This is a genomic window from Bacteroides sp. AF34-31BH (genome assembly GCF_003602795.1).
Classification (GTDB): domain Bacteria; phylum Bacteroidota; class Bacteroidia; order Bacteroidales; family Bacteroidaceae; genus Bacteroides; species Bacteroides uniformis.
On record NZ_QTLV01000004.1, the window covers coordinates 298,118 to 318,022 of the forward strand.

Sequence of the window (19,905 nt, forward strand, 5' to 3'; positions counted from 1 at the left end):
CCTCAAAAAAGAAAGGAATATCATTATGAAAGGATTAAATGTTTTAGCAGCTTTCCTGGGTGGCGCCGCAGTAGGTGCAGCCCTCGGTATCTTATTTGCTCCTGAAAAAGGAGAAGACACCCGTAACAAAATCGCAGAAATTCTCCGTAAGAAAGGGATTCGTCTGAACCGAAGCGAAATGGAAGACTTGGTAGATGAAATTGCTGCGGAAATCAAAGGTGAGGTAACGGAATAAGGTAAAAAACAGAACCACTATGTTTGCAGACGACAAAAGTATAGAAAATATGCAGCAGCTCTTCATTGAATTCAAGAAATACCTGGAGCTGCAAAAAGAATATACCAAACTGGAAGTCACCGAAAAACTGTCCAAACTGCTTTCTACGCTTTTATTGGTGCTATTGGTCGTCATACTCGGCGTAGTGGTTCTGTTTCATCTGTCGTTTACGCTGGTCTATATCTTAGCTCCGCTGGTAGGCGGGCTAATGATGAGTTTTGCACTTATCACGTGCTTCCATATCCTACTCATCGTTCTGCTTGTCCTATTCCGCAAAAAGCTCATTATTGATCCGACAGTAAAACTTATCGCAGAATTATTCTTAGACAATTAATTCGAAATATTCATGGATAATACGACCAATACGACTCCCGTCACTTTAGAAAGCATCGCCCAGAAAAAAGCCATGCTGCTACAAGAAATACGACTCCAGAAAGAAATCATGACTGGGCTTACACAAGAAATTTTTGCTCCGCTGGAACCAGCTACCAACAAGGCAAATGCCATGATGAGAGCATTCAACACGGGTATGGCTGTTTTTGACGGTATAGTATTGGGGGTAAAGGTAATGAAGAAATTCAGAAAAATATTTGGAAGAAAGAGATAGAATATCGGATAAAAAAAGAGGGGATGGCCATAACAGTCATCCCCTCTTTTTTATCCGATATAGTCTGAGCACTTTTATACGTACGTCTCAAGCAACTTCACTGCTCCTTCAGGCACAATCGTCACTTCTTGGGTTGCAGCTGGCAGCAGGATTGTTTCGCCCGCTTGTACGGAAACTTCATTCTTCTCATTATCAATAATACGGCAAGAACCCTCCACACAAATAAAAATAACAAAAGAATCCAGTTCAGAATAGTCACAAGTGATTTCTTCCGTCATGTCATAGATGGAAGTCGTGAAATACGGGCTTGCCACCATTTCTACCGGTTCATTCTGCACCTGCTCGTACTCCGTACGAAAATCGTCCTGCACATCTGCAAAATTAATGGCATCAATGGCCTGGCTTGTATGCAGTTCTCTTGATTTACCATCCTTATCCTTACGATTGTAATCAAAAATACGGTAAGTGATATCCGACGTTTGCTGTATTTCTGCTACAAAAGCTCCCGCACCGATTCCATGTACCCGACCTGCAGGCACATAAAACACATCGCCCGGTTTAATGGCGCAAGTCTGCAGAACATCCGCAAACGTACCATTATACACTCGTTCCTTATATTCTTTCGGAGTAATCTGCTCTGCAAAACCGGAAATCAGCTTGGCACCCTGGTCAGCAGCAATAACATACCACATTTCATTTTTACCAAAACTGTTATGACGTTTCTTAGCCAACTCGTCACCCGGGTGTACCTGAATCGACAAGTCCAACTTGGCATCAATAAACTTTATCAATAAAGGAAACTTATTTCCGAAACGTGCATAGTTGGCTTCTCCTACCAGGTCTTCCTTATATTTTCTGACCATATCCGGCAGCGTCAATCCTTTGTCTGCACCATTGGCCACTATAGACTCACTGCCTTCTACTGCCGACACTTCCCAACTCTCGCCTACATTGGCAAGGGTATCATTCAAATGTTTGAATGGAATAATCTTGTCGCCTCCCCAAAGCGTCTGCTTCAGAATAGGCTCAAATTTTAGAGGATACATTCGTTGTTTTTATTAGAACTTTCTGTTAATGATGTGATTTTTTTAGATTCCGGGGGCAAACATACAAAAAATATCAATTTGTATTCCATTTGTTAAACGCTAAACTTTCCTAAAATGTTCTCCACATTTCCTTCCAATTACTTGGGGGAACAAAAGAATTTCTTTTTATTTGCAAGAAATTTAATTAATACCATGGATATGATAAACACTACTCCAACAGAAAGTAATTTGTCCGGTTTGAACCAAAAAGACTTTCAAAAGGATATAAATAACAAAAAGACAGATTTGTTTATCCTGAAGAATGCCCAGGGAATGGAAGTTGCAGTTACTAATTACGGCTGTGCAATACTTTCCATCATGGTACCCGACAAAAATGGCAAATATGCCAATGTTGTATTAGGACACGACAGTATTGAACATGTAATCAACAGCCCGGAACCTTTTCTAAACACTACCATCGGACGCTACGGTAACCGGATAGCTAAAGGAAAGTTTACTTTATACGGCGAAGAGCACCAATTGGCAATCAACAATGGTCCCAACTCACTGCATGGTGGTCCGACTGGTTTTCATACCCGTGTATGGGATGCTGTCCAGCCAGAGCCATCAACAGTCATCTTCAACTACACATCCGCTGACGGCGAAGAGGGCTTCCCCGGAAATCTCGAAGTAGAAATGACTTATCGCCTGGAGGATGAGACCAATGCTCTGGTCATCGAATACCGGGCTACTACCGATAAAGCCACCATCGTCAATCTGACCAATCACGGTTTCTTCAATCTTGCCGGTATAGCCAATCCCTCCCCTACAGTCTTAAACAATATCGTTACCATCAACGCAGATTTTTATGTACCCATCGATGAAGTATCCATTCCTACCGGAGAGATATTGAAGGTAGAAGGTACTCCTATGGATTTCCGTACTCCCCATACTCTTGGTGAACGAATTGATGAGAAACATACACAAATTGTGAATGGCGCAGGATATGACCATTGCTATGTACTGAACAAGACTGAAAGTGGAGAGCTGAGCCTTGCAGCCACCTGCATAGAGCCCAACAGCGGGCGAACGATGGAAGTATATACCACTGAAAATGGCGTCCAGCTCTACACAGGAAACTGGCTCGGGGGCTTTGAAGGTGCCCATGGAGCCACTTTCCCTGCAAGAAGTGCAGTCTGCTTTGAGGCCCAGTGTTTTCCCGATACGCCCAACAAGTCCCATTTTCCGTCGGCAGTATTGCTACCGGGTGATGAGTACCAGCAAGTGACAATCTACAAGTTTGGTGTACAAGAATGAAATAACTAATCCAATTTATAAACTTATTAATTTTACAAAACCATGACACAACAAAAACAGAATGGTAAACTCATCGCAATTATCACGATGATCTTCCTTTTTGGTATGATTTCATTTGTTACCAACCTTGCTGCCCCTATGGGAATCGTACTGAAAAATCAGTTTTCAGTATCCAACGCTTTAGGGATGTTGGGTAACTTTGGTAACTTTATTGCATATGCAGTGATGGGAATACCAAGCGGCATCTTACTACAACGGGTAGGGTATAAAAAAACGGCATTGATAGCAGTAGCTGTAGGCTTTATCGGTGTAGGTATCCAATATTTATCAGGTCATTCAAGCCCTGATATGGCTTTTGCCGTATATTTGATTGGCGCTTTCATCGCCGGTTTCTCCATGTGTTTGCTTAATACGGTAGTCAACCCGATGCTGAACAAGCTCGGCGGCGAAGGTAACAAAGGAAACCAGCTTATCCAAGTGGGTGGTTCTTTCAACTCCGTAATGGCCACCATTACTCCGATGTTCGTAGGTATCCTGATTGCCGGTTCCATTGAAAAAGCTACTATCTCTCAGATATTCCCTGTAATGTACACAGCAATGGCTGTATTTGCCATCGCGTTCTTCGTTCTTTTGATTGTGCCCATACCGGAACCCAATGCTGCAACTTCAACAGAACCTATCGGTAAGTTGATGTCAGGCGCTTTAAAATTCCGCCACTTCATTTTGGGAGCTATAGCAATCTTTGTATATGTAGGTGTCGAAGTTGGTGTACCGGGTACTCTGAACTTGTTCTTGACCGACCCGATTGAAAAGGGAGGAGCAGGCATTTCTTCCACCATTTCCGGTTTTGTTGTAGGTACATATTGGTTCCTCATGCTGATTGGACGTCTGGCCGGCGCTTCATTGGGTGCAAAAATCTCCAGTAAGGCAATGCTTACCTTTACTTCCGCATTAGGCTTACTTTTGGTATTCCTTGCCATCTTCTCATCTACCGGTTCGCTTGTCAATCTGCCGGTACTCCAACAAAGCGCTACGGGAGGTCTCTCTTTCGGATTTGCAGAAGTACCTATCAACGCAATGTATCTGGTACTGGTAGGTCTGTGTACTTCCATCATGTGGGGTGGTATCTTTAATTTGGCCGTAGAAGGATTGGGTAAATATCTGGCAGCGGCTTCCGGTCTGTTCATGGTATTGGTATGCGGCGGCGGCATCTTGCCCGTTATCCAAGGTTTGGTGGCCGACATTGCAGGTTTCATGCCGAGTTACTGGGTTATCATCGCAGCCCTTGGCTATCTGTTGTTCTACGGTTTGGTAGGCTGCAAAAATGTCAATAAGGACATCAAGGTCGATTAACAAGAAAATATAGGTAATTTATTTATTCACCTTATAAAATATAAATATCATGGATATAGAATACGTAAGAAGCCGTTTCATCAAGCACTTTGACGGAACAACGGGAGCTGTTTATGCTTCTCCGGGTCGCATCAACCTTATCGGTGAGCATACAGACTATAACGGTGGTTTTGTATTCCCCGGAGCAATCGATAAGGGAATGATTGCAGAAATAAAGCCCAACGGCACAAACACAGTAAAAGCTTATTCCATCGACCTGAAAGATTATGTGGAATTTGGCTTGAATGAAGAAGATGCACCCCGCGCAAGCTGGGCAAGATATATCTTTGGCGTGTGCCGGGAAATGATGAAACGCGGTGTAGATGTAAAAGGTTTCAATACCGCTTTTGCAGGCGATGTGCCTCTGGGTGCAGGAATGTCCTCGTCAGCAGCTTTGGAAAGTACCTATGCCTATGCTTTGAACGACTTGTTCGGTGACAACAAGATAGACAAATTTGAATTGGCAAAAGTGGGACAATCTACAGAACACAACTATTGTGGCGTAAACTGTGGTATCATGGACCAATTTGCTTCTGTATTCGGAAAGAAAGGAAGCCTTATCCGCCTGGATTGCCGTTCACTGGAATATCAGTATTTCCCATTCGACCCGCAAGGCTATCGTCTGGTTCTTGTAGATTCTGTAGTGAAACACGAACTTGCATCTTCAGCATACAACAAACGTCGTCAAAGCTGCGAAGCTGCTGTTGCCGCTGTTCAGAAGAAGCATCCACACGTAGAATTCCTGCGTGACGTTACCATGGGCATGCTGGAAGAAGCCAAAGCCGACATCAGCGCAGAAGACTATATGCGTGCAGAATATGTCATCGAAGAGATTCAACGCGTACTCGACGTTTGCGACGCCCTGGAAAAAGGCGATTATGAAACTGTAGGCCAAAAGATGTATGAAACACATCATGGCATGAGTAAGTTGTATGAAGTAAGCTGCGAAGAACTCGATTTTCTGAATGACCTTGCATTCGATTGTGGAGTTACCGGTTCACGTGTCATGGGCGGTGGATTCGGTGGATGTACAATCAATCTGGTAAAGGATGAATTGTACAGTACATTCATCGAAAAAGCAAAAGATGAATTCAAGAAGAAGTTCGGCAGAAGCCCAAAAGTATATGATGTAGTCATCAGCGACGGTGCCCGCAGATTAGAATAATAGACATCAGCATTCAAATAAAAGGCGTTTCCCAGTAATGAGAAGCGCCTTTTTCTTCTCCCCTATTCCACCGTTTTCCACTCTAAAAACAAAATCATCCGAGAAGTTTATTCCGAACACATCTATCTGTACAGCCAGTTGGCACAGATATGTTTCTTGACACTTATGTTGCATAACATATAAAAGTGTACAGCCTACACTAAAGAAAAGTGTTACTTTTACACCCAAAGAAAGATAATCATCTCATTTACATTAAATACAAAACCATGAAAAGACATGTTCTACTTGCAGGAATTGCCGCAATGATGCTAACTGCGTGCAATCAAAAGACAGAAACAACGCTTACGCTGTCCGGTCTTGATCCAGTAAAATTCCAAACAACAGTCAATGACGCCCAGACACAGCTTTATACGCTGAAGAATAAAGCGGGCATGGAAGTATGCATCACAAACTTTGGAGGACGTATTGTATCCATTATGGTACCCGACAAAAATGGAGTTATGCAGGATGTAGTATTGGGCTTTGACAGCATTGCCGATTACATCAACATACCAAGTGACTTTGGTGCTTCTATCGGACGCTACGCCAACCGGATTAACCAAGGGAAAATCGTTCTTGACGGAGATACCATACAGTTACCACAGAACAATTTCGGACATTGCCTGCACGGTGGCCCCAAAGGATGGCAATACCAAGTATACAGTGCCAATCCCATTGACAGCACAACTCTGAAGCTCACCCGCATTTCACCGGATGGAGACGAGAATTTCCCGGGTAATGTTACGGCAAAAGTACTTTTCAAGTTAACGGATGACAATGCCATTGATATAAAATACAGTGCAACAACAGACCAAAAGACGGTTATCAATATGACTAACCATTCTTATTTCAATTTATCAGGTGATCCTTCAAAGGCAGCAACAGACCACATCTTATACATCAATGCAGACAACTATACTCCGGTAGACAGTACTTTCATGACAACGGGTGACATCATCTCCGTCAAAGAAACACCAATGGACTTTACCACTCCCAAGAGTGTGGCACAAGACATCAACCGGACGGACTTTGAACAAATAAAGAATGGAAACGGATATGACCACAATTGGGTACTGAATACTAAAGGTGACCTATCCCAAGTGGCAGCCAAACTGACATCGCCTATAAGCGGCATCACCCTGGAAGTTTATACCAATGAGCCAGGCATACAAGTATATACCGGGAATTTCCTGGACGGCACCGTAAAAGGTAAAAAAGGCATTACTTACAACCAACGCGCTTCCGTATGCCTCGAGACACAACATTATCCGGATAGCCCCAACAAATCCCAATGGCCTTCTGTCGTACTGGAACCCGGACAAATTTACAACAGCGAATGTATCTTTAAATTCACTATAGAAAAATAACCTTTTAAATACACATCGTACAATGAATTGGAATTCACATGAATTTATATGGCTCGACTGGGTAATCCTCATAGTCGGCATGGCAGCTGTAATATGGGCTGTATGGCGTGCTGTCCAGAAAGACAAACGTATGCAACAAGGAGCAAGCAGTGCTGATTATCTATTTGGTAAAGGAGAACCCTGGTACATTATCGGTGCAGCAATCTTTGCTGCCAACATTGGCTCGGAACACCTGGTAGGTCTTGCCGGAACCGGAGCAAAATCGGGAGTAGGCATGGCTCACTGGGAAATGCAAGGCTGGATGATTCTTCTTTTAGGATGGTTGTTTGTTCCGTTCTATCAGTTGCTGAATAATAAGATGGGAAAAATCATCACTATGCCCGATTTTCTGAAATACCGTTACACACAACGCACGGGTTCATGGCTCTCCATCATAACACTGATTGCCTACATTCTGACTAAAGTGAGCGTAACAGCCTATACCGGAGGTATCTTCCTCGAATTTCTTCTTGGACTACCATTCTGGTACGGAGCTATCGGCCTGATTGTACTGACCGGTCTTTTCACGGTATTGAGTGGTATGAAGGGGGTAATGACCCTTTCAGCTATCCAGACCCCTATTCTAATTATCGGTTCCTTTCTCGTTCTGTTCCTGGGGCTGTCAGCTCTAGGTGGTGGAAGTATCGCTACCGGCTGGACAGAAATGATGGAACATGCCCGCAATGCCATGAATGTAGGAGCAGACGGCCATGCATACGGTGCCAACCACATGTTCCATTGGAGTGAAGCAGACCCGATGTATCAGGAATATCCCGGTTTTTGGGTATTCATCGGAGCTTCCATCATCGGTTTCTGGTATTGGTGTACAGACCAGCACATTGTTCAACGTGTGCTTGGACAAAGTAAAGGAGAAGCGAATGATGTCGTAATGAAGCGCGCCCGTCGCGGTAGCATTGCAGCCGGTTACTTCAAGATTCTGCCGGTATTCATGTTCCTCATTCCGGGCATGGTGGCAGCAGCCCTGGCCGCCAAAGGCGAGTTCGACATGTCAAACACAGATGCCGCTTTTGCCGTTATGGTAAAAGACGTGTTGCCCGCCGGTGTAAAAGGCATTGTAACTATCGGTTTCATCTGTGCCCTGGTTGCTTCGCTGGCTGCATTCTTCAATTCATGTGCCACTCTCTTCACTGAAGATTTCTATAAACCCATGTGCAAAGGTAAAAGTGAAGCTACCTACGTATTGGTAGGACGTATTGCCACAGTAGTAGTTGTTATCCTTGGTATGGCATGGATTCCCATCATGATGAGTCTAGGAAGTCTATACGATTACCTCCAAGGCATCCAGTCACTCCTGGCTCCTGCCATGGTAGCCGTATTTGCATTGGGTATCTTCTCAAAACGGATTACACCGAAAGCGGGTGAAGTAGGCATGATTGTAGGATTCATCATCGGTATGGTACGCCTACTGACGAATATCTTTACCAATACCGGTAAAGACGTCATGAACGGCTGGTACTGGGAATACACCAGCTGGTTCTGGCAGACCAACTGGCTCATCTTCGAAATTTGGCTGCTTGTATTCCTGCTCGTACTGATGGCAGTAGTTTCTTGTTTCACTCCCAAACCCACTGCCGAGCAGATAGAAGCCATAACCTTCACCGGCAGTTACAAAAAACTAATCAGAGAAAGTTGGAATAAATGGGATGTCATTGCTTCACTGGGAGTTGTGATTCTCTGTGCTCTATTCTATATTTATTTCTGGTAACACTCAACTGTCAAACGATAAATATACATACTTATGACAACTTATTATAGTAAGAACCCCAAATTCTACGTCTCCGTGGACTGCATCATTTTCGGTTTCAACGAAGGGGAACTGAACCTGCTGCTGCTGAAGCGTAACTTTCAGCCGGCAATGGGCGAATGGTCTCTGATGGGAGGATTTGTACAAGAGGATGAAAGCGTGGACGATGCTGCCAAACGCGTACTGCATGAACTGACCGGACTGGACAATGTATACATGGAGCAGGTCGGCTCATTCGGAGCCATCGGCCGTGACCCGGGCGAACGTGTTGTCTCTATTGCCTACTACTCACTAATCAACATCAATGAGTATGATAAAGAACTGGTGCAGAAACACAATGCATTTTGGGTAAATATCAACGAACTGCCGGAACTGATTTTCGACCATCCGCAAATGGTAGCGCAGGCACGGAAGCTGATGCAGCAGAAGGCCTCTACCGAGCCGATAGGCTTCAACCTGCTACCCAAGCTGTTCACCTTATCGCAGCTACAAAGTCTATACGAAGCCATCTATGGAGAAGCCATGGACAAACGCAACTTCCGTAAGCGGATAGCCGAACTGGACTGTATCGAAAAGACGGACAAAATAGACAAAACCGGCTCCAAACGGGGAGCTGCACTATATCAGTTCAACGAGAATCTATATCGTAAGGCACCGAAATTTAAACTGTAAAATAGAGTTATGTTAGAAGCACTGAAAGAAAAAGTATTCCATGCCAATCTTGAGTTGGTGAAGCATGGACTGGTTATCTTCACCTGGGGCAATGTTTCGGCCATCGACCGTGAGACGGGATTGGTAGTCATCAAGCCCAGTGGTGTAAGCTACGATGACATGAAAGCTACAGATATGGTAGTGGTGAATCTTGACGGTAAGGTCGTGGAAGGACGGTTAAAGCCCTCTTCAGACACGCCGACCCACCTGGTTCTCTATAAAGCATTCCCCGAAATCGGCGGTGTGGTGCACACGCACTCTACTTACGCCACAGCCTGGGCACAAGCCGGATGTGACATACCGAATATCGGGACAACACATGCCGATTACTTCCACGACGCCATACCCTGCACAGCAGACATGACGAAGGAGGAAGTGGAAGGAGCGTATGAACTGGAAACGGGAAATGTCATCGTAAAACGCTTTGAGGGGCTGAACCCGGTACATACTCCCGGAGTATTGGTAAAGAACCACGGTCCTTTCTCGTGGGGAAAAGACGCACACGAAGCGGTACATAATGCCGTAGTGATGGAGCAGGTGGCAAAAATGGCAAGTATAGCCTATGCCGTGAACCCCAATCTGACCATGAATCCGCTGCTGATAGAAAAACATTTCAGCCGCAAGCACGGTCCTAACGCTTATTATGGACAGAAATAACTATCATTCTTTAAATATAAACTATAAAAATAAATTGTATGAACACATTTGAACAATATGAAGTATGGTTCGTAACCGGAGCACAGCTCTTGTACGGAGGTGACGCAGTTATCGCAGTAGACGCACATAGTAATGAAATGGTGAAAGGTCTGAATGATTCCGGGAAACTGCCCGTAAAGGTAGTATATAAAGGTACGGTCAATTCATCCAAAGAAGTAACTGCTGCCTTCAAGGCCGCCAACAACGACGAAAAGTGTATCGGGGTCATCACCTGGATGCACACCTTCTCTCCTGCCAAAATGTGGATTCACGGTTTGCAGGAACTGAAGAAGCCATTACTACACTTCCATACACAGTTCAACAAGGAAATTCCCTGGGAGACGATGGACATGGATTTTATGAACCTAAACCAATCGGCTCACGGCGACCGCGAATTTGGACACATCGTGACACGTATGCGAAAGAACCGCAAAGTGGTAGTAGGCCACTGGCAGGACGAAAAAGCCCAAAACCAGATTGCCGCATGGATGCGCGTAGCTGCCGCATGGGCTGATGCGCAGGATATGCTCATCATCCGCTTCGGCGACCAGATGAACAACGTGGCTGTGACAGACGGTGACAAGGTCAGTGCCGAACAAGTATTGGGCTATCATGTGGACTACTATCCCATCAATGATGTGATGACACACTACAATGCTGTCAGCGACGAGGACGTGAAGGCACTCGTAGCAGAATACTTCAAGCTCTACGACCACGCTCCCGAACTGGAAGACGCACGTACGGAAGCCTACACCAAAGTATGGAACTCCGCCAAGGCCGAAATCGCCATTCGCCGTGTGCTGAAAGACACGGGTGCCAAAGGCTTCACCACCAACTTCAACGATTTGGGCGACTTTGACCAAATCCCCGGACTGGCCTCACAGCGACTGATGGCGGAAGGTTACGGCTTCGGTGCCGAAGGCGACTGGAAAACTGCGGCACTATACCGTACCACTTGGGTGATGAGTCAAGGCATGCCGAAGGGGTGCTCCTTCCTCGAAGACTATACGCTGAACTTCGACGGAGAAAAGAGCGCCATCCTGCAGGCACACATGTTGGAAGTCTGTCCACTGATTGCCGAACAGAAGCCGAAACTGGAAGTGCACCGTCTGAGCATCGGTATCGACAGCGAAACAGCCCGCCTGGTATTTACCAGCAAGCAAGGTGAAGGTGTAGCCGCTACCATCGTAGACCTGGGCAATCGCTTCCGCCTCATTGTGAACAAAGTAGAATGCATCAAGAGCAAGCCTCTGCCCAAGTTGCCCGTTGCCAGCGCACTGTGGATTCCAATGCCCAACCTCGAGGTGGGCGCTGCAGCCTGGATTCTGGCCGGAGGTACACATCATACCAGCTTCTCCTACGACCTGACGGTGGAATATTGGGAAGACTTTGCCGAAATGGCCGGCATCGAAATGGTAGTCATCGATGAAAATACCACCATCAGCGAGTTCAAAAAAGAACTGCGCATGAATGAAGTCTACTATATGCTGAACAAGGCACTTTGCTGATAATCATTACGGATTACCGATTGCGGACTACTAATTACACGTACCACAAACGTAACTAGTAGTTTGCAATTAGTAATCCGTTGTTTATAATCGTACTATAAATCCGTAAATTATCATTAATACCATGAAATTAGATGCAAAATCAACCATTGAGGCAGGTAAGGCCATCCTTGGCATAGAACTCGGTTCCACACGAATCAAGGCGGTTTTGATTGACCAGGAAAACAAACCCATCGCCCAGGGAAGCCATACTTGGGAGAATCAGTTAGTCGACGGACTGTGGACATATAGCGTCGAAGCTGTCTGGTATGGGTTGCAGGATTGCTACGCAGACCTTCGTGCTAATGTAAAGAGCCTTTACGATACAGAGATAGAAACCCTGGCAGCCATCGGTGTCAGTGCCATGATGCACGGCTATATGGCATTCAACGAAAAAGAAGAAATCCTTGTGCCCTTCCGTACCTGGAGAAATACCAATACCGGCCAGGCTGCCGCAGCCCTATCCGAACTATTTGTCTACAACATCCCTCTGCGTTGGAGCATTTCCCACCTCTACCAAGCCATCCTCGATAATGAAGAACACGTTCCATCCATCAATTACCTGACCACCCTTGCAGGTTTTGTCCACTGGCAAATAACCGGTCAAAAGGTACTGGGCATAGGAGATGCCTCCGGTATGCTCCCCATCGATCCCATCACCAAAAACTATTCTTCTGAAATGGTGGATAAGTTCGACAGACTTATTGCTCCGAAAGGATACGACTGGAGGCTTCGAGATATTCTGCCGAAGGTATTGTCGGCCGGTGAAAACGCAGGCTTCCTTACTCCCGAAGGAGCCAGTCGCCTCGACGTATCGGGACATCTGAAAGCAGGAATTCCCGTCTGTCCGCCCGAGGGTGACGCAGGAACCGGCATGGTTGCCACCAACGCCGTAAAGCAGCGCACTGGAAACGTATCGGCAGGCACCTCCTCTTTCTCAATGATTGTATTGGAGAAAGAATTGTCCAAGCCCTACGAAATGATTGACATGGTAACCACCCCCGACGGAAGCCTCGTAGCTATGGTGCATTGCAACAATTGCACTTCCGACCTCAATGCCTGGATCAATATTTTCAAAGAATACCAGGAACTGATGGGTATCCCCGTAGATATGGACGAAATCTACGGAAAGCTCTATAACCACGCCCTGACAGGCAATGCAGACTGCGGAGGCCTCATCTCATACAACTACATATCAGGCGAACCTATAACGGGACTGGCAGACGGACGTCCACTGTTTGTACGTTCGGCAAACGACAAGTTCAACCTTGCCAACTTCATGCGCACCCATCTGTATGCTTCAGTGGGAGTTCTCAAAATCGGCAACGACATCCTTTTCAATGAAGAGAAAATCAGAGTAGACAGAATCACCGGTCACGGAGGACTCTTCAAAACCAAAGGAGTAGGCCAGAGAATACTGGCAGCTGCCATCAATTCACCCATTTCCGTTATGGAAACAGCCGGCGAAGGTGGTGCCTGGGGTATTGCCCTCCTCGCTTCCTACCTCGCAAATAACGGAAACAGCCAATCCCTTGCCGACTTCCTGGACAAGCATGTATTCACCGGAGATGCCGGTATTGAAATCTCACCGACAGCCGAAGATGTAAGCGGATTCAACACCTACATTGAAAGCTATAAAGCAGGTTTGCCCATCGAAGAAGCAGCAGTAAGATTCAAGAACTAAGTATTTAATAACACTAAAAAACTATGAACACAAAGTTATTTATCAGTAGCATATTTCTCTCCACCTCGTTGTCACTCTTCGCACAGAAAAGTGCCACTATCACTTTACACACAGACCAGAGCGGGCAAATCATTCCCAAAGAAATCTACGGCCAATTTGCAGAGCATTTGGGAACTTGTATCTATGGCGGACTTTGGGTAGGTGAAAACTCCGATATTCCCAACATCAACGGTTATCGCACCGACGTATTCAATGCACTGAAGGAGCTCCGTGTACCCGTCCTCCGCTGGCCGGGCGGCTGTTTTGCCGATGAATACCACTGGATGGACGGTATCGGCCCTAAAGAAAACCGCCCCAAAATGGTGAACAACAACTGGGGAGGCACTATCGAAGACAACAGTTTCGGAACCCATGAGTTCCTCAATCTCTGCGAAATGCTGGGTTGTGAACCCTATATCAGCGGAAACGTAGGCAGTGGTACCGTAGAAGAACTTGCCAAATGGGTGGAATACATGACCTCCGAAGGAGACTCCCCCATGGCACGCCTGCGCCGCCAGAACGGTCGCGACAAAGCCTGGAAAGTAAAATACCTCGGCGTGGGTAACGAAAGCTGGGGTTGCGGTGGGAGCATGCGTCCCGAATATTATGCCGACCTCTACCGCCGCTATTCCACCTACTGCCGCAACTATGACGGCAATAGCCTTTTCAAGATAGCCAGCGGTGCCAGCGACTACGACTATAACTGGACCAAAGTGCTGATGGACCGCGTAGGCGGCCGTATGCACGGTCTTTCCTTGCACTACTATACCGTCAGCGGATGGAACGGCAGTAAAGGCGCCGCCACCCGATTCAGTAAAGACGATTATTACTGGACACTGGGCAAATGCCGCGAAATAGAAGATGTCATCAAGAAGCATTGCACCATTATGGATAAATACGACCCTCAAAAGAACGTGGCTCTTATGCTTGACGAATGGGGAACCTGGTGGGACACTGAACCGGGTACCAATCCCGGACATCTGTACCAGCAGAATACATTGCGTGATGCTTTTGTCGCCTCCCTCAGCTTCGACATCTTCCATAAATATACCGACCGTCTGAAAATGGCAAACATTGCCCAAATCGTCAATGTATTGCAATCCATGATTCTGACCAGCGGAAAAAACATGGTACTCACCCCCACTTATTATGTATTCAAAATGTACAATGTACACCAGGATGCCACCTACATTCCTCTTGAGCTGAACTGCGACATGATGGATGTACGCGACAACCGCAGAATACCAATGGTCAGCGCTACCGCCTCCAAAGACCCAAACGGCAAGATACACATTTCCATGTCCAACGTAGATGCAGACAATGCACAGGAAGTGACCATCAATCTGTCTGGAACGAAAGCCAAGAAAGCAGTTGGTGAAATATTGACTTCCACCAATCTGACGGACTACAATTCATTTGAAAATCCCGACAATGTGAAACCCGTTCCGTTCAAAGAGGTAAAAATCAATAAAGATATTCTCAAGATTAAACTTCCGGCCAAATCAATCGTTACTATTGAGTTACAGTAAAACTACCGTGCACCGCACAAAATCAGCTAAATACGTTTAGTATCATTTTAGCAGCAAAAAGGCAGTAATACTGATAAAAAAGACACTCTTCGAGTGTTGTGAATTACGCATAAAGAGTTATCTTTGCCCTTGGAAAACCTACAAGGACCAAATAACCTATTGATAATATTCAAAATTAATTAGATTCAATATGAACGACAACAAACTTATGAACCGTGCGGCGGACAATATCCGTATCCTTGCTGCATCCATGGTTGAGAAAGCCAACTCCGGGCATCCGGGCGGTGCCATGGGTGGTGCTGACTTTGTAAATGTACTCTTCTCAGAGTTCCTGGTATATGACCCTGAAAATCCGGCTTGGGAAGGTCGTGACCGTTTCTTCCTCGACCCGGGACACATGTCACCGATGCTTTACTCTACATTGGCCCTGACCGGCAAGTTCACGCTGGACGAACTGAAAGAGTTCCGCCAATGGGGAAGCCCTACTCCGGGACATCCCGAACGTGACATCATGCGCGGCATCGAAAACACTTCCGGACCGCTCGGCCAGGGACACACATTTGCAGTCGGTGCAGCCATCGCAGCCAAGTTCATGAAGGCACGTTTCGAAGAAGTAATGCCACAGACCATCTACGCTTATATTTCTGACGGTGGCATCCAGGAAGAAATCTCCCAAGGCTCAGGCCGTATCGCCGGAGCATTAGGGTTGGATAATCTCATCATGTTCTATGATGCCAACGACATTCAGCTTTCTACCGAGACAAAGGATGTGACCATCGAAGATACCGGCAAGAAATACGAAGCTTGGGGCTGGAAAGTCATTAAAATCAATGGTAACGATCCCGATGCCATCCGCGGTGCACTGAACGAAGCCAAAGCTGAGAAAGAGTGTCCGACGCTGATTATCGGTCATACCGTAATGGGTAAAGGTGCCCGCAAGGCAGACGGCAGCAGCTACGAGGCTGATTGTGCCACGCACGGTGCTCCTCTGGGCGGCGACGCTTATATAAACACTATCAAGAATTTGGGTGGTGACCCGACAAATCCGTTTGTCATCTTCCCCGAAGTGGCCGAACTATATGCCAAGCGTGCAACTGAGCTGAAGAAAATCATGGCTGAAAAGTATGCAGCCAAAGCCGCATGGGCAAAAGCCAATCCGGAAAAGGCTGCCAAACTGGAAATGTTTTTCTCCGGCAAGGCTCCCGAAGTGAATTGGGCCGCCATCGAACAGAAAGCAGGCGTTGCCACCCGCGCAGCATCTGCCACTGTGCTCAGTGCTCTCGCCACTCAAGTAGAAAATATGATTGTTGCTTCTGCCGACCTTTCCAATTCCGACAAGACAGACGGATTCCTCAAGAAAACACATGCCTTCAAGAAAGGTGACTTCAGCGGTGCATTCTTCCAGGCCGGTGTTGCCGAGCTGACTATGGCATGTTGCTGTATCGGTATGGCACTGCATGGCGGTGTAATCCCCGCTTGCGGAACTTTCTTCGTATTCTCCGACTACATGAAACCTGCCGTACGTATGGCAGCCCTGATGGAAGTTCCCGTGAAGTTCATCTGGACACACGATGCCTTCCGTGTAGGTGAAGACGGTCCTACCCATGAACCGGTAGAGCAGGAAGCCCAAATCCGCCTGATGGAAAAACTGAAAAACCACAAGGGACATAATTCCATGTTGGTACTCCGCCCGGCAGATGCAGAAGAAACAACTGTGGCATGGAAACTGGCAATGGAAAATACCACAACCCCAACCGGTTTGATTTTCTCCCGCCAGAACATCGCCAACCTGCCCGAAGGCAACGATTACGAACAAGCTGCCAAAGGCGCTTATATTGTAGCCGGCTCCGATGAAAATCCAAATATAATCCTCGTTGCTTCAGGCTCGGAAGTTGCCACATTGGTAGCCGGTACTGAATTGCTGCGCAAGGATGGCATCAAGGTGCGTATCGTGTCCGTTCCTTCCGAAGGTCTGTTCCGTAGCCAAGCTCCGGGATATCAAGAAGGCATTATCCCGTGTGGTGCCAAGGTATTCGGCCTGACAGCCGGTCTGCCCGTCACACTGCAAGGGCTGGTAGGTCCCCGCGGTAAAGTATGGGGATTGGAATCATTCGGATTCTCGGCACCTTATAAAGTGCTGGACGAAAAGCTCGGTTTCACCGCAGAGAACGTTTACAAACAAGTAAAAGCAATGTTATAATCATTATCCAATGTGCTGATGTGCTGATTGCCCGCGCCCTACAAGCTGCAGGCATCAGCACATTGGCACATTGGTATATTAACTGACCATCATGAAAACAATAGGAATCTGTTCCGACCATGCAGGCTTCGAATTGAAGGAATATGTTCGCGGCTGGTTGGAAGCCAAAGGCTGGGCTTACAAGGACTTCGGGACCTACTCAACCGAGAGTTGCGACTATCCCGACTTTGCACATCCTTTGGCACTGGCCGTTGAAGCCGGAGAGTGCTATCCGGGAATTGCCATCTGCGGAAGCGGTGAAGGTATCAGCATAACGCTGAACAAGCATCAGGGTATCCGCGCAGCCCTCTGCTGGACGGCAGAAATAGCCCATTTGGCACGCCAGCACAATGATGCCAATGTGCTTGTCATGCCAGGGCGATTCATCAGTACCGAAGAAGCCGACATGATTATGAGGGAATTCTTCAGTACACCATTCGAAGGCGGACGCCACCAACGAAGAGTGGACAAGATACCGGTACACTTGTAAAGCAGTAGAATCACATTCTTTATGATATCCGCCCGAAGCTCTGACATTCTGATAGAATCGTGAGAAACTTCGGGCTTTTTATTTGCCCCTTTTTCTTATTTTTCACAGTGAAGATGCTCATTGTCTTCAAATAAAAACTATCTTTGTGGTTCGATAACCCGGATATTTTTTAGATATGGAACGACTGAATACCATAAAAGAGCTTATCAACCAGGGAAATGTAGAGCAAGCCATCCAGCAGCTTGACGAAATACTGCAAACAGACTTTCCCGGCAAAGACGAAGCTTACTACCTGCGGGGAAATGCCTATCGGAAACAAGGCAACTGGCAACAAGCACTGAACAACTATCAGTATGCCATCGACCTGAACCCCGAAAGCCCGGCACAACATGCCTATCAAATGGCTATGGACATCCTGAACTTCTACAACAAGGATATGTACAATCAATAAATAAAGAACGTAAATTATGGCAAAAATCAAAGGAGCAATCGTAGTAGACACCGAACGTTGCAAAGGCTGCAACTTGTGTGTGGTAGCGTGTCCGCTCAACGTAATAGCCCTCACCAAGGAGGTGAATGTGAAAGGGTATAACTATGCCCACCAGATATTGGAAGATACTTGTAACGGCTGCGCCTCGTGCGCCACAGTATGTCCGGACGGATGTATCTCAGTATATAAAATAAAAGTAGAATAAATCTGTAAATCAGTAGAATATGGCAGAAGAAGTTGTATTAATGAAAGGAAACGAAGCCATCGCCCACGCAGCCATCCGTTGCGGTGCAGACGGTTACTTCGGATATCCCATTACTCCGCAATCGGAGGTATTGGAAACTCTTGCCGAACTGAAACCCTGGGAGACGACCGGCATGGTGGTTCTTCAGGCAGAAAGTGAAGTGGCAGCTATCAATATGGTGTACGGCGGTGCCGGAAGTGGTAAAATGGTCATGACCTCCTCCTCCAGCCCCGGTGTCAGCCTAAAGCAGGAAGGTATCTCTTATCTGGCAGGTGCCGAGCTGCCTTGCTTGATTGTAAACGTTATGCGCGGCGGTCCCGGTCTGGGAACCATCCAACCGAGCCAGGCCGACTATTTCCAGACAGTAAAAGGAGGCGGCCACGGTGACTATCGTCTGATTGCCCTTGCTCCGGCTTCCGTACAAGAAATGGCAGATTTCGTAGGACTGGCATTCGAACTTGCCTTCAAATACCGTAATCCGGCAATCATCCTTGCCGACGGTGTCATCGGCCAGATGATGGAAAAAGTGGTGCTCCCGGTACAAAAGCCACGCCGCACCGATGCGGAAGTCATCGAACAATGCCCATGGGCCACTACCGGCAGAACCAATGGCCGCAAACCCAACGTCATCACCTCATTGGAACTGAAACCGGAAGAAATGGAAAAGAACAACATCCGTTTCCAGGCCAAATACAAGCAGATAGAAGAGAATGAGGTTCGCTTCGAGGAAATTCATTGCGATGATGCCGACTACCTGATTGTAGCCTTCGGCTCTATGGCACGCATCGGACAGAAAGCAATGGAGCTGGCACGCGAAGAAGGAATAAAGGTAGGTATGCTCCGCCCCATCACGTTGTGGCCGTTCCCGACCAAAGCCATTGTCGCGTATGCCGACAAGGTGAAAGGTATGCTCGTTACAGAATTGAATGCCGGACAGATGGTGGAAGATGTCCGCCTTGCCGTGAACGGTAAAGTGAAAGTAGAACATTTCGGACGCCTCGGCGGCATTGTTCCCGATCCGGATGAGATAGTAGATGCATTGAAAGAAAAACTGATTAAGAAATGAATCCTGATAAAATAAGAAACGTACTGAACATTCTCTTCATGGTACTTGCCCTGGCAGCTATCATTATATATTTTGCTGCAAAAGATGACTTCAAGCTGTTCATCTACGTCTGCGGCGCGGCGATATTCGTCAAGTTGATGGAGTTTTTCATACGGTTCACCAACAGATAGGAGAAGTGAT

General features: G+C 46.7%; 20 protein-coding genes. 19 read left to right on the plus strand and 1 reads right to left on the minus strand.

Features of this window, described 5'->3' with window-relative positions; translation table 11 throughout:
* The first annotated feature begins 25 nt into the window (after positions 1-25).
* From DWZ67_RS09325 to DWZ67_RS09335, 3 genes are read left to right on the plus strand one after another with little or no spacing between them, the layout of a single operon-like run.
* On the plus strand, positions 26-235 hold the full coding sequence (locus DWZ67_RS09325; RefSeq protein ID WP_005826568.1) for a YtxH domain-containing protein: 210 nt from the start codon (positions 26-28) through the stop codon (positions 233-235).
* Between the two features lie 19 nt (positions 236-254).
* Positions 255-608, plus strand: coding sequence for a phage holin family protein (locus tag DWZ67_RS09330; RefSeq protein WP_005826569.1), 354 nt, complete (start codon positions 255-257; stop codon positions 606-608).
* A 12-nt stretch (positions 609-620) separates the two neighbouring features.
* On the plus strand, positions 621-881 hold the full coding sequence (locus tag DWZ67_RS09335) for a hypothetical protein (RefSeq protein ID WP_005826570.1): 261 nt from the start codon (positions 621-623) through the stop codon (positions 879-881).
* A gap of 74 nt (positions 882-955) precedes the next feature.
* Here the strand turns inward: DWZ67_RS09335 and DWZ67_RS09340 are convergent, their stop codons facing one another.
* Positions 956-1,927, minus strand: a complete 972-nt coding sequence (locus DWZ67_RS09340) for a type I phosphomannose isomerase catalytic subunit (protein ID WP_005836045.1) — start codon at positions 1,925-1,927, stop codon at positions 956-958.
* A gap of 198 nt (positions 1,928-2,125) precedes the next feature.
* Here DWZ67_RS09340 and DWZ67_RS09345 point away from each other — a divergent pair, with 198 nt between their 5' ends.
* From DWZ67_RS09345 to DWZ67_RS09425, 16 genes are all read left to right on the plus strand, one after another.
* Positions 2,126-3,223: an aldose epimerase family protein gene (locus tag DWZ67_RS09345; protein ID WP_034528954.1), complete on the plus strand. Its 1,098-nt coding sequence runs from the start codon at positions 2,126-2,128 to the stop codon at positions 3,221-3,223.
* Positions 3,224-3,265: 42 nt separating this feature from the next.
* A complete protein-coding gene (locus DWZ67_RS09350) occupies positions 3,266-4,576 on the plus strand; it encodes a sugar MFS transporter (protein ID WP_005826573.1) in 1,311 nt (436 codons plus the stop codon).
* Between the two features lie 49 nt (positions 4,577-4,625).
* A complete protein-coding gene (galK, locus tag DWZ67_RS09355) occupies positions 4,626-5,780 on the plus strand; it encodes a galactokinase (RefSeq protein ID WP_005826576.1) in 1,155 nt (384 codons plus the stop codon).
* A gap of 266 nt (positions 5,781-6,046) precedes the next feature.
* Positions 6,047-7,186: an aldose epimerase family protein gene (locus DWZ67_RS09365; RefSeq protein ID WP_120138676.1), complete on the plus strand. Its 1,140-nt coding sequence runs from the start codon at positions 6,047-6,049 to the stop codon at positions 7,184-7,186.
* Between the two features lie 22 nt (positions 7,187-7,208).
* Positions 7,209-8,951: a sodium:solute symporter gene (locus tag DWZ67_RS09370; protein WP_044468142.1), complete on the plus strand. Its 1,743-nt coding sequence runs from the start codon at positions 7,209-7,211 to the stop codon at positions 8,949-8,951.
* 33 nt (positions 8,952-8,984) lie between these two features.
* Positions 8,985-9,662, plus strand: coding sequence for an NUDIX hydrolase (locus tag DWZ67_RS09375; protein WP_044468143.1), 678 nt, complete (start codon positions 8,985-8,987; stop codon positions 9,660-9,662).
* Between the two features lie 9 nt (positions 9,663-9,671).
* Positions 9,672-10,358 carry an L-ribulose-5-phosphate 4-epimerase gene (locus DWZ67_RS09380; protein WP_044468144.1) on the plus strand — a complete coding sequence of 229 codons (687 nt, stop codon included), beginning with the start codon at positions 9,672-9,674 and terminating at the stop codon, positions 10,356-10,358.
* 38 nt (positions 10,359-10,396) lie between these two features.
* Positions 10,397-11,905: an L-arabinose isomerase gene (gene araA / locus DWZ67_RS09385; protein ID WP_117959098.1), complete on the plus strand. Its 1,509-nt coding sequence runs from the start codon at positions 10,397-10,399 to the stop codon at positions 11,903-11,905.
* A 124-nt stretch (positions 11,906-12,029) separates the two neighbouring features.
* Positions 12,030-13,628, plus strand: a complete 1,599-nt coding sequence (locus tag DWZ67_RS09390; protein WP_016273410.1) for a xylulokinase — start codon at positions 12,030-12,032, stop codon at positions 13,626-13,628.
* Positions 13,629-13,651: 23 nt separating this feature from the next.
* Entirely contained in the window at positions 13,652-15,196 is a 1,545-nt protein-coding gene (locus DWZ67_RS09395; protein WP_005836036.1) for an alpha-N-arabinofuranosidase, read from the plus strand.
* Between the two features lie 190 nt (positions 15,197-15,386).
* On the plus strand, positions 15,387-17,396 hold the full coding sequence (locus DWZ67_RS09400; RefSeq protein WP_009036826.1) for a transketolase family protein: 2,010 nt from the start codon (positions 15,387-15,389) through the stop codon (positions 17,394-17,396).
* A 91-nt stretch (positions 17,397-17,487) separates the two neighbouring features.
* Positions 17,488-17,925, plus strand: a complete 438-nt coding sequence (gene rpiB, locus DWZ67_RS09405; protein ID WP_005826596.1) for a ribose 5-phosphate isomerase B — start codon at positions 17,488-17,490, stop codon at positions 17,923-17,925.
* A gap of 175 nt (positions 17,926-18,100) precedes the next feature.
* A complete protein-coding gene (locus DWZ67_RS09410; RefSeq protein ID WP_005826598.1) occupies positions 18,101-18,376 on the plus strand; it encodes a tetratricopeptide repeat protein in 276 nt (91 codons plus the stop codon).
* Positions 18,377-18,392: 16 nt separating this feature from the next.
* Positions 18,393-18,620: a ferredoxin family protein gene (locus tag DWZ67_RS09415; RefSeq protein WP_005826600.1), complete on the plus strand. Its 228-nt coding sequence runs from the start codon at positions 18,393-18,395 to the stop codon at positions 18,618-18,620.
* Positions 18,621-18,639: 19 nt separating this feature from the next.
* The gene (locus DWZ67_RS09420) at positions 18,640-19,725 is read left to right on the plus strand and encodes a 3-methyl-2-oxobutanoate dehydrogenase subunit VorB (RefSeq protein ID WP_120138678.1); all 1,086 of its coding nucleotides are present in this window, start codon (positions 18,640-18,642) and stop codon (positions 19,723-19,725) included.
* Positions 19,722-19,895, plus strand: a complete 174-nt coding sequence (locus DWZ67_RS09425) for a hypothetical protein (RefSeq protein ID WP_005826603.1) — start codon at positions 19,722-19,724, stop codon at positions 19,893-19,895. Before DWZ67_RS09420 ends, DWZ67_RS09425 begins: the two co-directional genes overlap by 4 nt.
* The last annotated feature ends 10 nt before the right edge of the window (positions 19,896-19,905 follow it).

What these genes read in the sequence shown, in the direction of transcription:
- DWZ67_RS09325 (WP_005826568.1), top strand. Translation starts at nt 26, where the DNA reads ATGAAAGGATTAAATGTTTTAGCAGCTTTCCTGGGTGGCGCCGCAGTA.
- DWZ67_RS09330 (WP_005826569.1), top strand. Translation starts at nt 255, where the DNA reads ATGTTTGCAGACGACAAAAGTATAGAAAATATGCAGCAGCTCTTCATT.
- DWZ67_RS09335 (WP_005826570.1), top strand. Translation starts at nt 621, where the DNA reads ATGGATAATACGACCAATACGACTCCCGTCACTTTAGAAAGCATCGCC.
- DWZ67_RS09340 (WP_005836045.1), bottom strand. Translation starts at nt 1,927, where the DNA reads ATGTATCCTCTAAAATTTGAGCCTATTCTGAAGCAGACGCTTTGGGGA.
- DWZ67_RS09345 (WP_034528954.1), top strand. Translation starts at nt 2,126, where the DNA reads ATGATAAACACTACTCCAACAGAAAGTAATTTGTCCGGTTTGAACCAA.
- DWZ67_RS09350 (WP_005826573.1), top strand. Translation starts at nt 3,266, where the DNA reads ATGACACAACAAAAACAGAATGGTAAACTCATCGCAATTATCACGATG.
- galK (WP_005826576.1), top strand. Translation starts at nt 4,626, where the DNA reads ATGGATATAGAATACGTAAGAAGCCGTTTCATCAAGCACTTTGACGGA.
- DWZ67_RS09365 (WP_120138676.1), top strand. Translation starts at nt 6,047, where the DNA reads ATGAAAAGACATGTTCTACTTGCAGGAATTGCCGCAATGATGCTAACT.
- DWZ67_RS09370 (WP_044468142.1), top strand. Translation starts at nt 7,209, where the DNA reads ATGAATTGGAATTCACATGAATTTATATGGCTCGACTGGGTAATCCTC.
- DWZ67_RS09375 (WP_044468143.1), top strand. Translation starts at nt 8,985, where the DNA reads ATGACAACTTATTATAGTAAGAACCCCAAATTCTACGTCTCCGTGGAC.
- DWZ67_RS09380 (WP_044468144.1), top strand. Translation starts at nt 9,672, where the DNA reads ATGTTAGAAGCACTGAAAGAAAAAGTATTCCATGCCAATCTTGAGTTG.
- araA (WP_117959098.1), top strand. Translation starts at nt 10,397, where the DNA reads ATGAACACATTTGAACAATATGAAGTATGGTTCGTAACCGGAGCACAG.
- DWZ67_RS09390 (WP_016273410.1), top strand. Translation starts at nt 12,030, where the DNA reads ATGAAATTAGATGCAAAATCAACCATTGAGGCAGGTAAGGCCATCCTT.
- DWZ67_RS09395 (WP_005836036.1), top strand. Translation starts at nt 13,652, where the DNA reads ATGAACACAAAGTTATTTATCAGTAGCATATTTCTCTCCACCTCGTTG.
- DWZ67_RS09400 (WP_009036826.1), top strand. Translation starts at nt 15,387, where the DNA reads ATGAACGACAACAAACTTATGAACCGTGCGGCGGACAATATCCGTATC.
- rpiB (WP_005826596.1), top strand. Translation starts at nt 17,488, where the DNA reads ATGAAAACAATAGGAATCTGTTCCGACCATGCAGGCTTCGAATTGAAG.
- DWZ67_RS09410 (WP_005826598.1), top strand. Translation starts at nt 18,101, where the DNA reads ATGGAACGACTGAATACCATAAAAGAGCTTATCAACCAGGGAAATGTA.
- DWZ67_RS09415 (WP_005826600.1), top strand. Translation starts at nt 18,393, where the DNA reads ATGGCAAAAATCAAAGGAGCAATCGTAGTAGACACCGAACGTTGCAAA.
- DWZ67_RS09420 (WP_120138678.1), top strand. Translation starts at nt 18,640, where the DNA reads ATGGCAGAAGAAGTTGTATTAATGAAAGGAAACGAAGCCATCGCCCAC.
- DWZ67_RS09425 (WP_005826603.1), top strand. Translation starts at nt 19,722, where the DNA reads ATGAATCCTGATAAAATAAGAAACGTACTGAACATTCTCTTCATGGTA.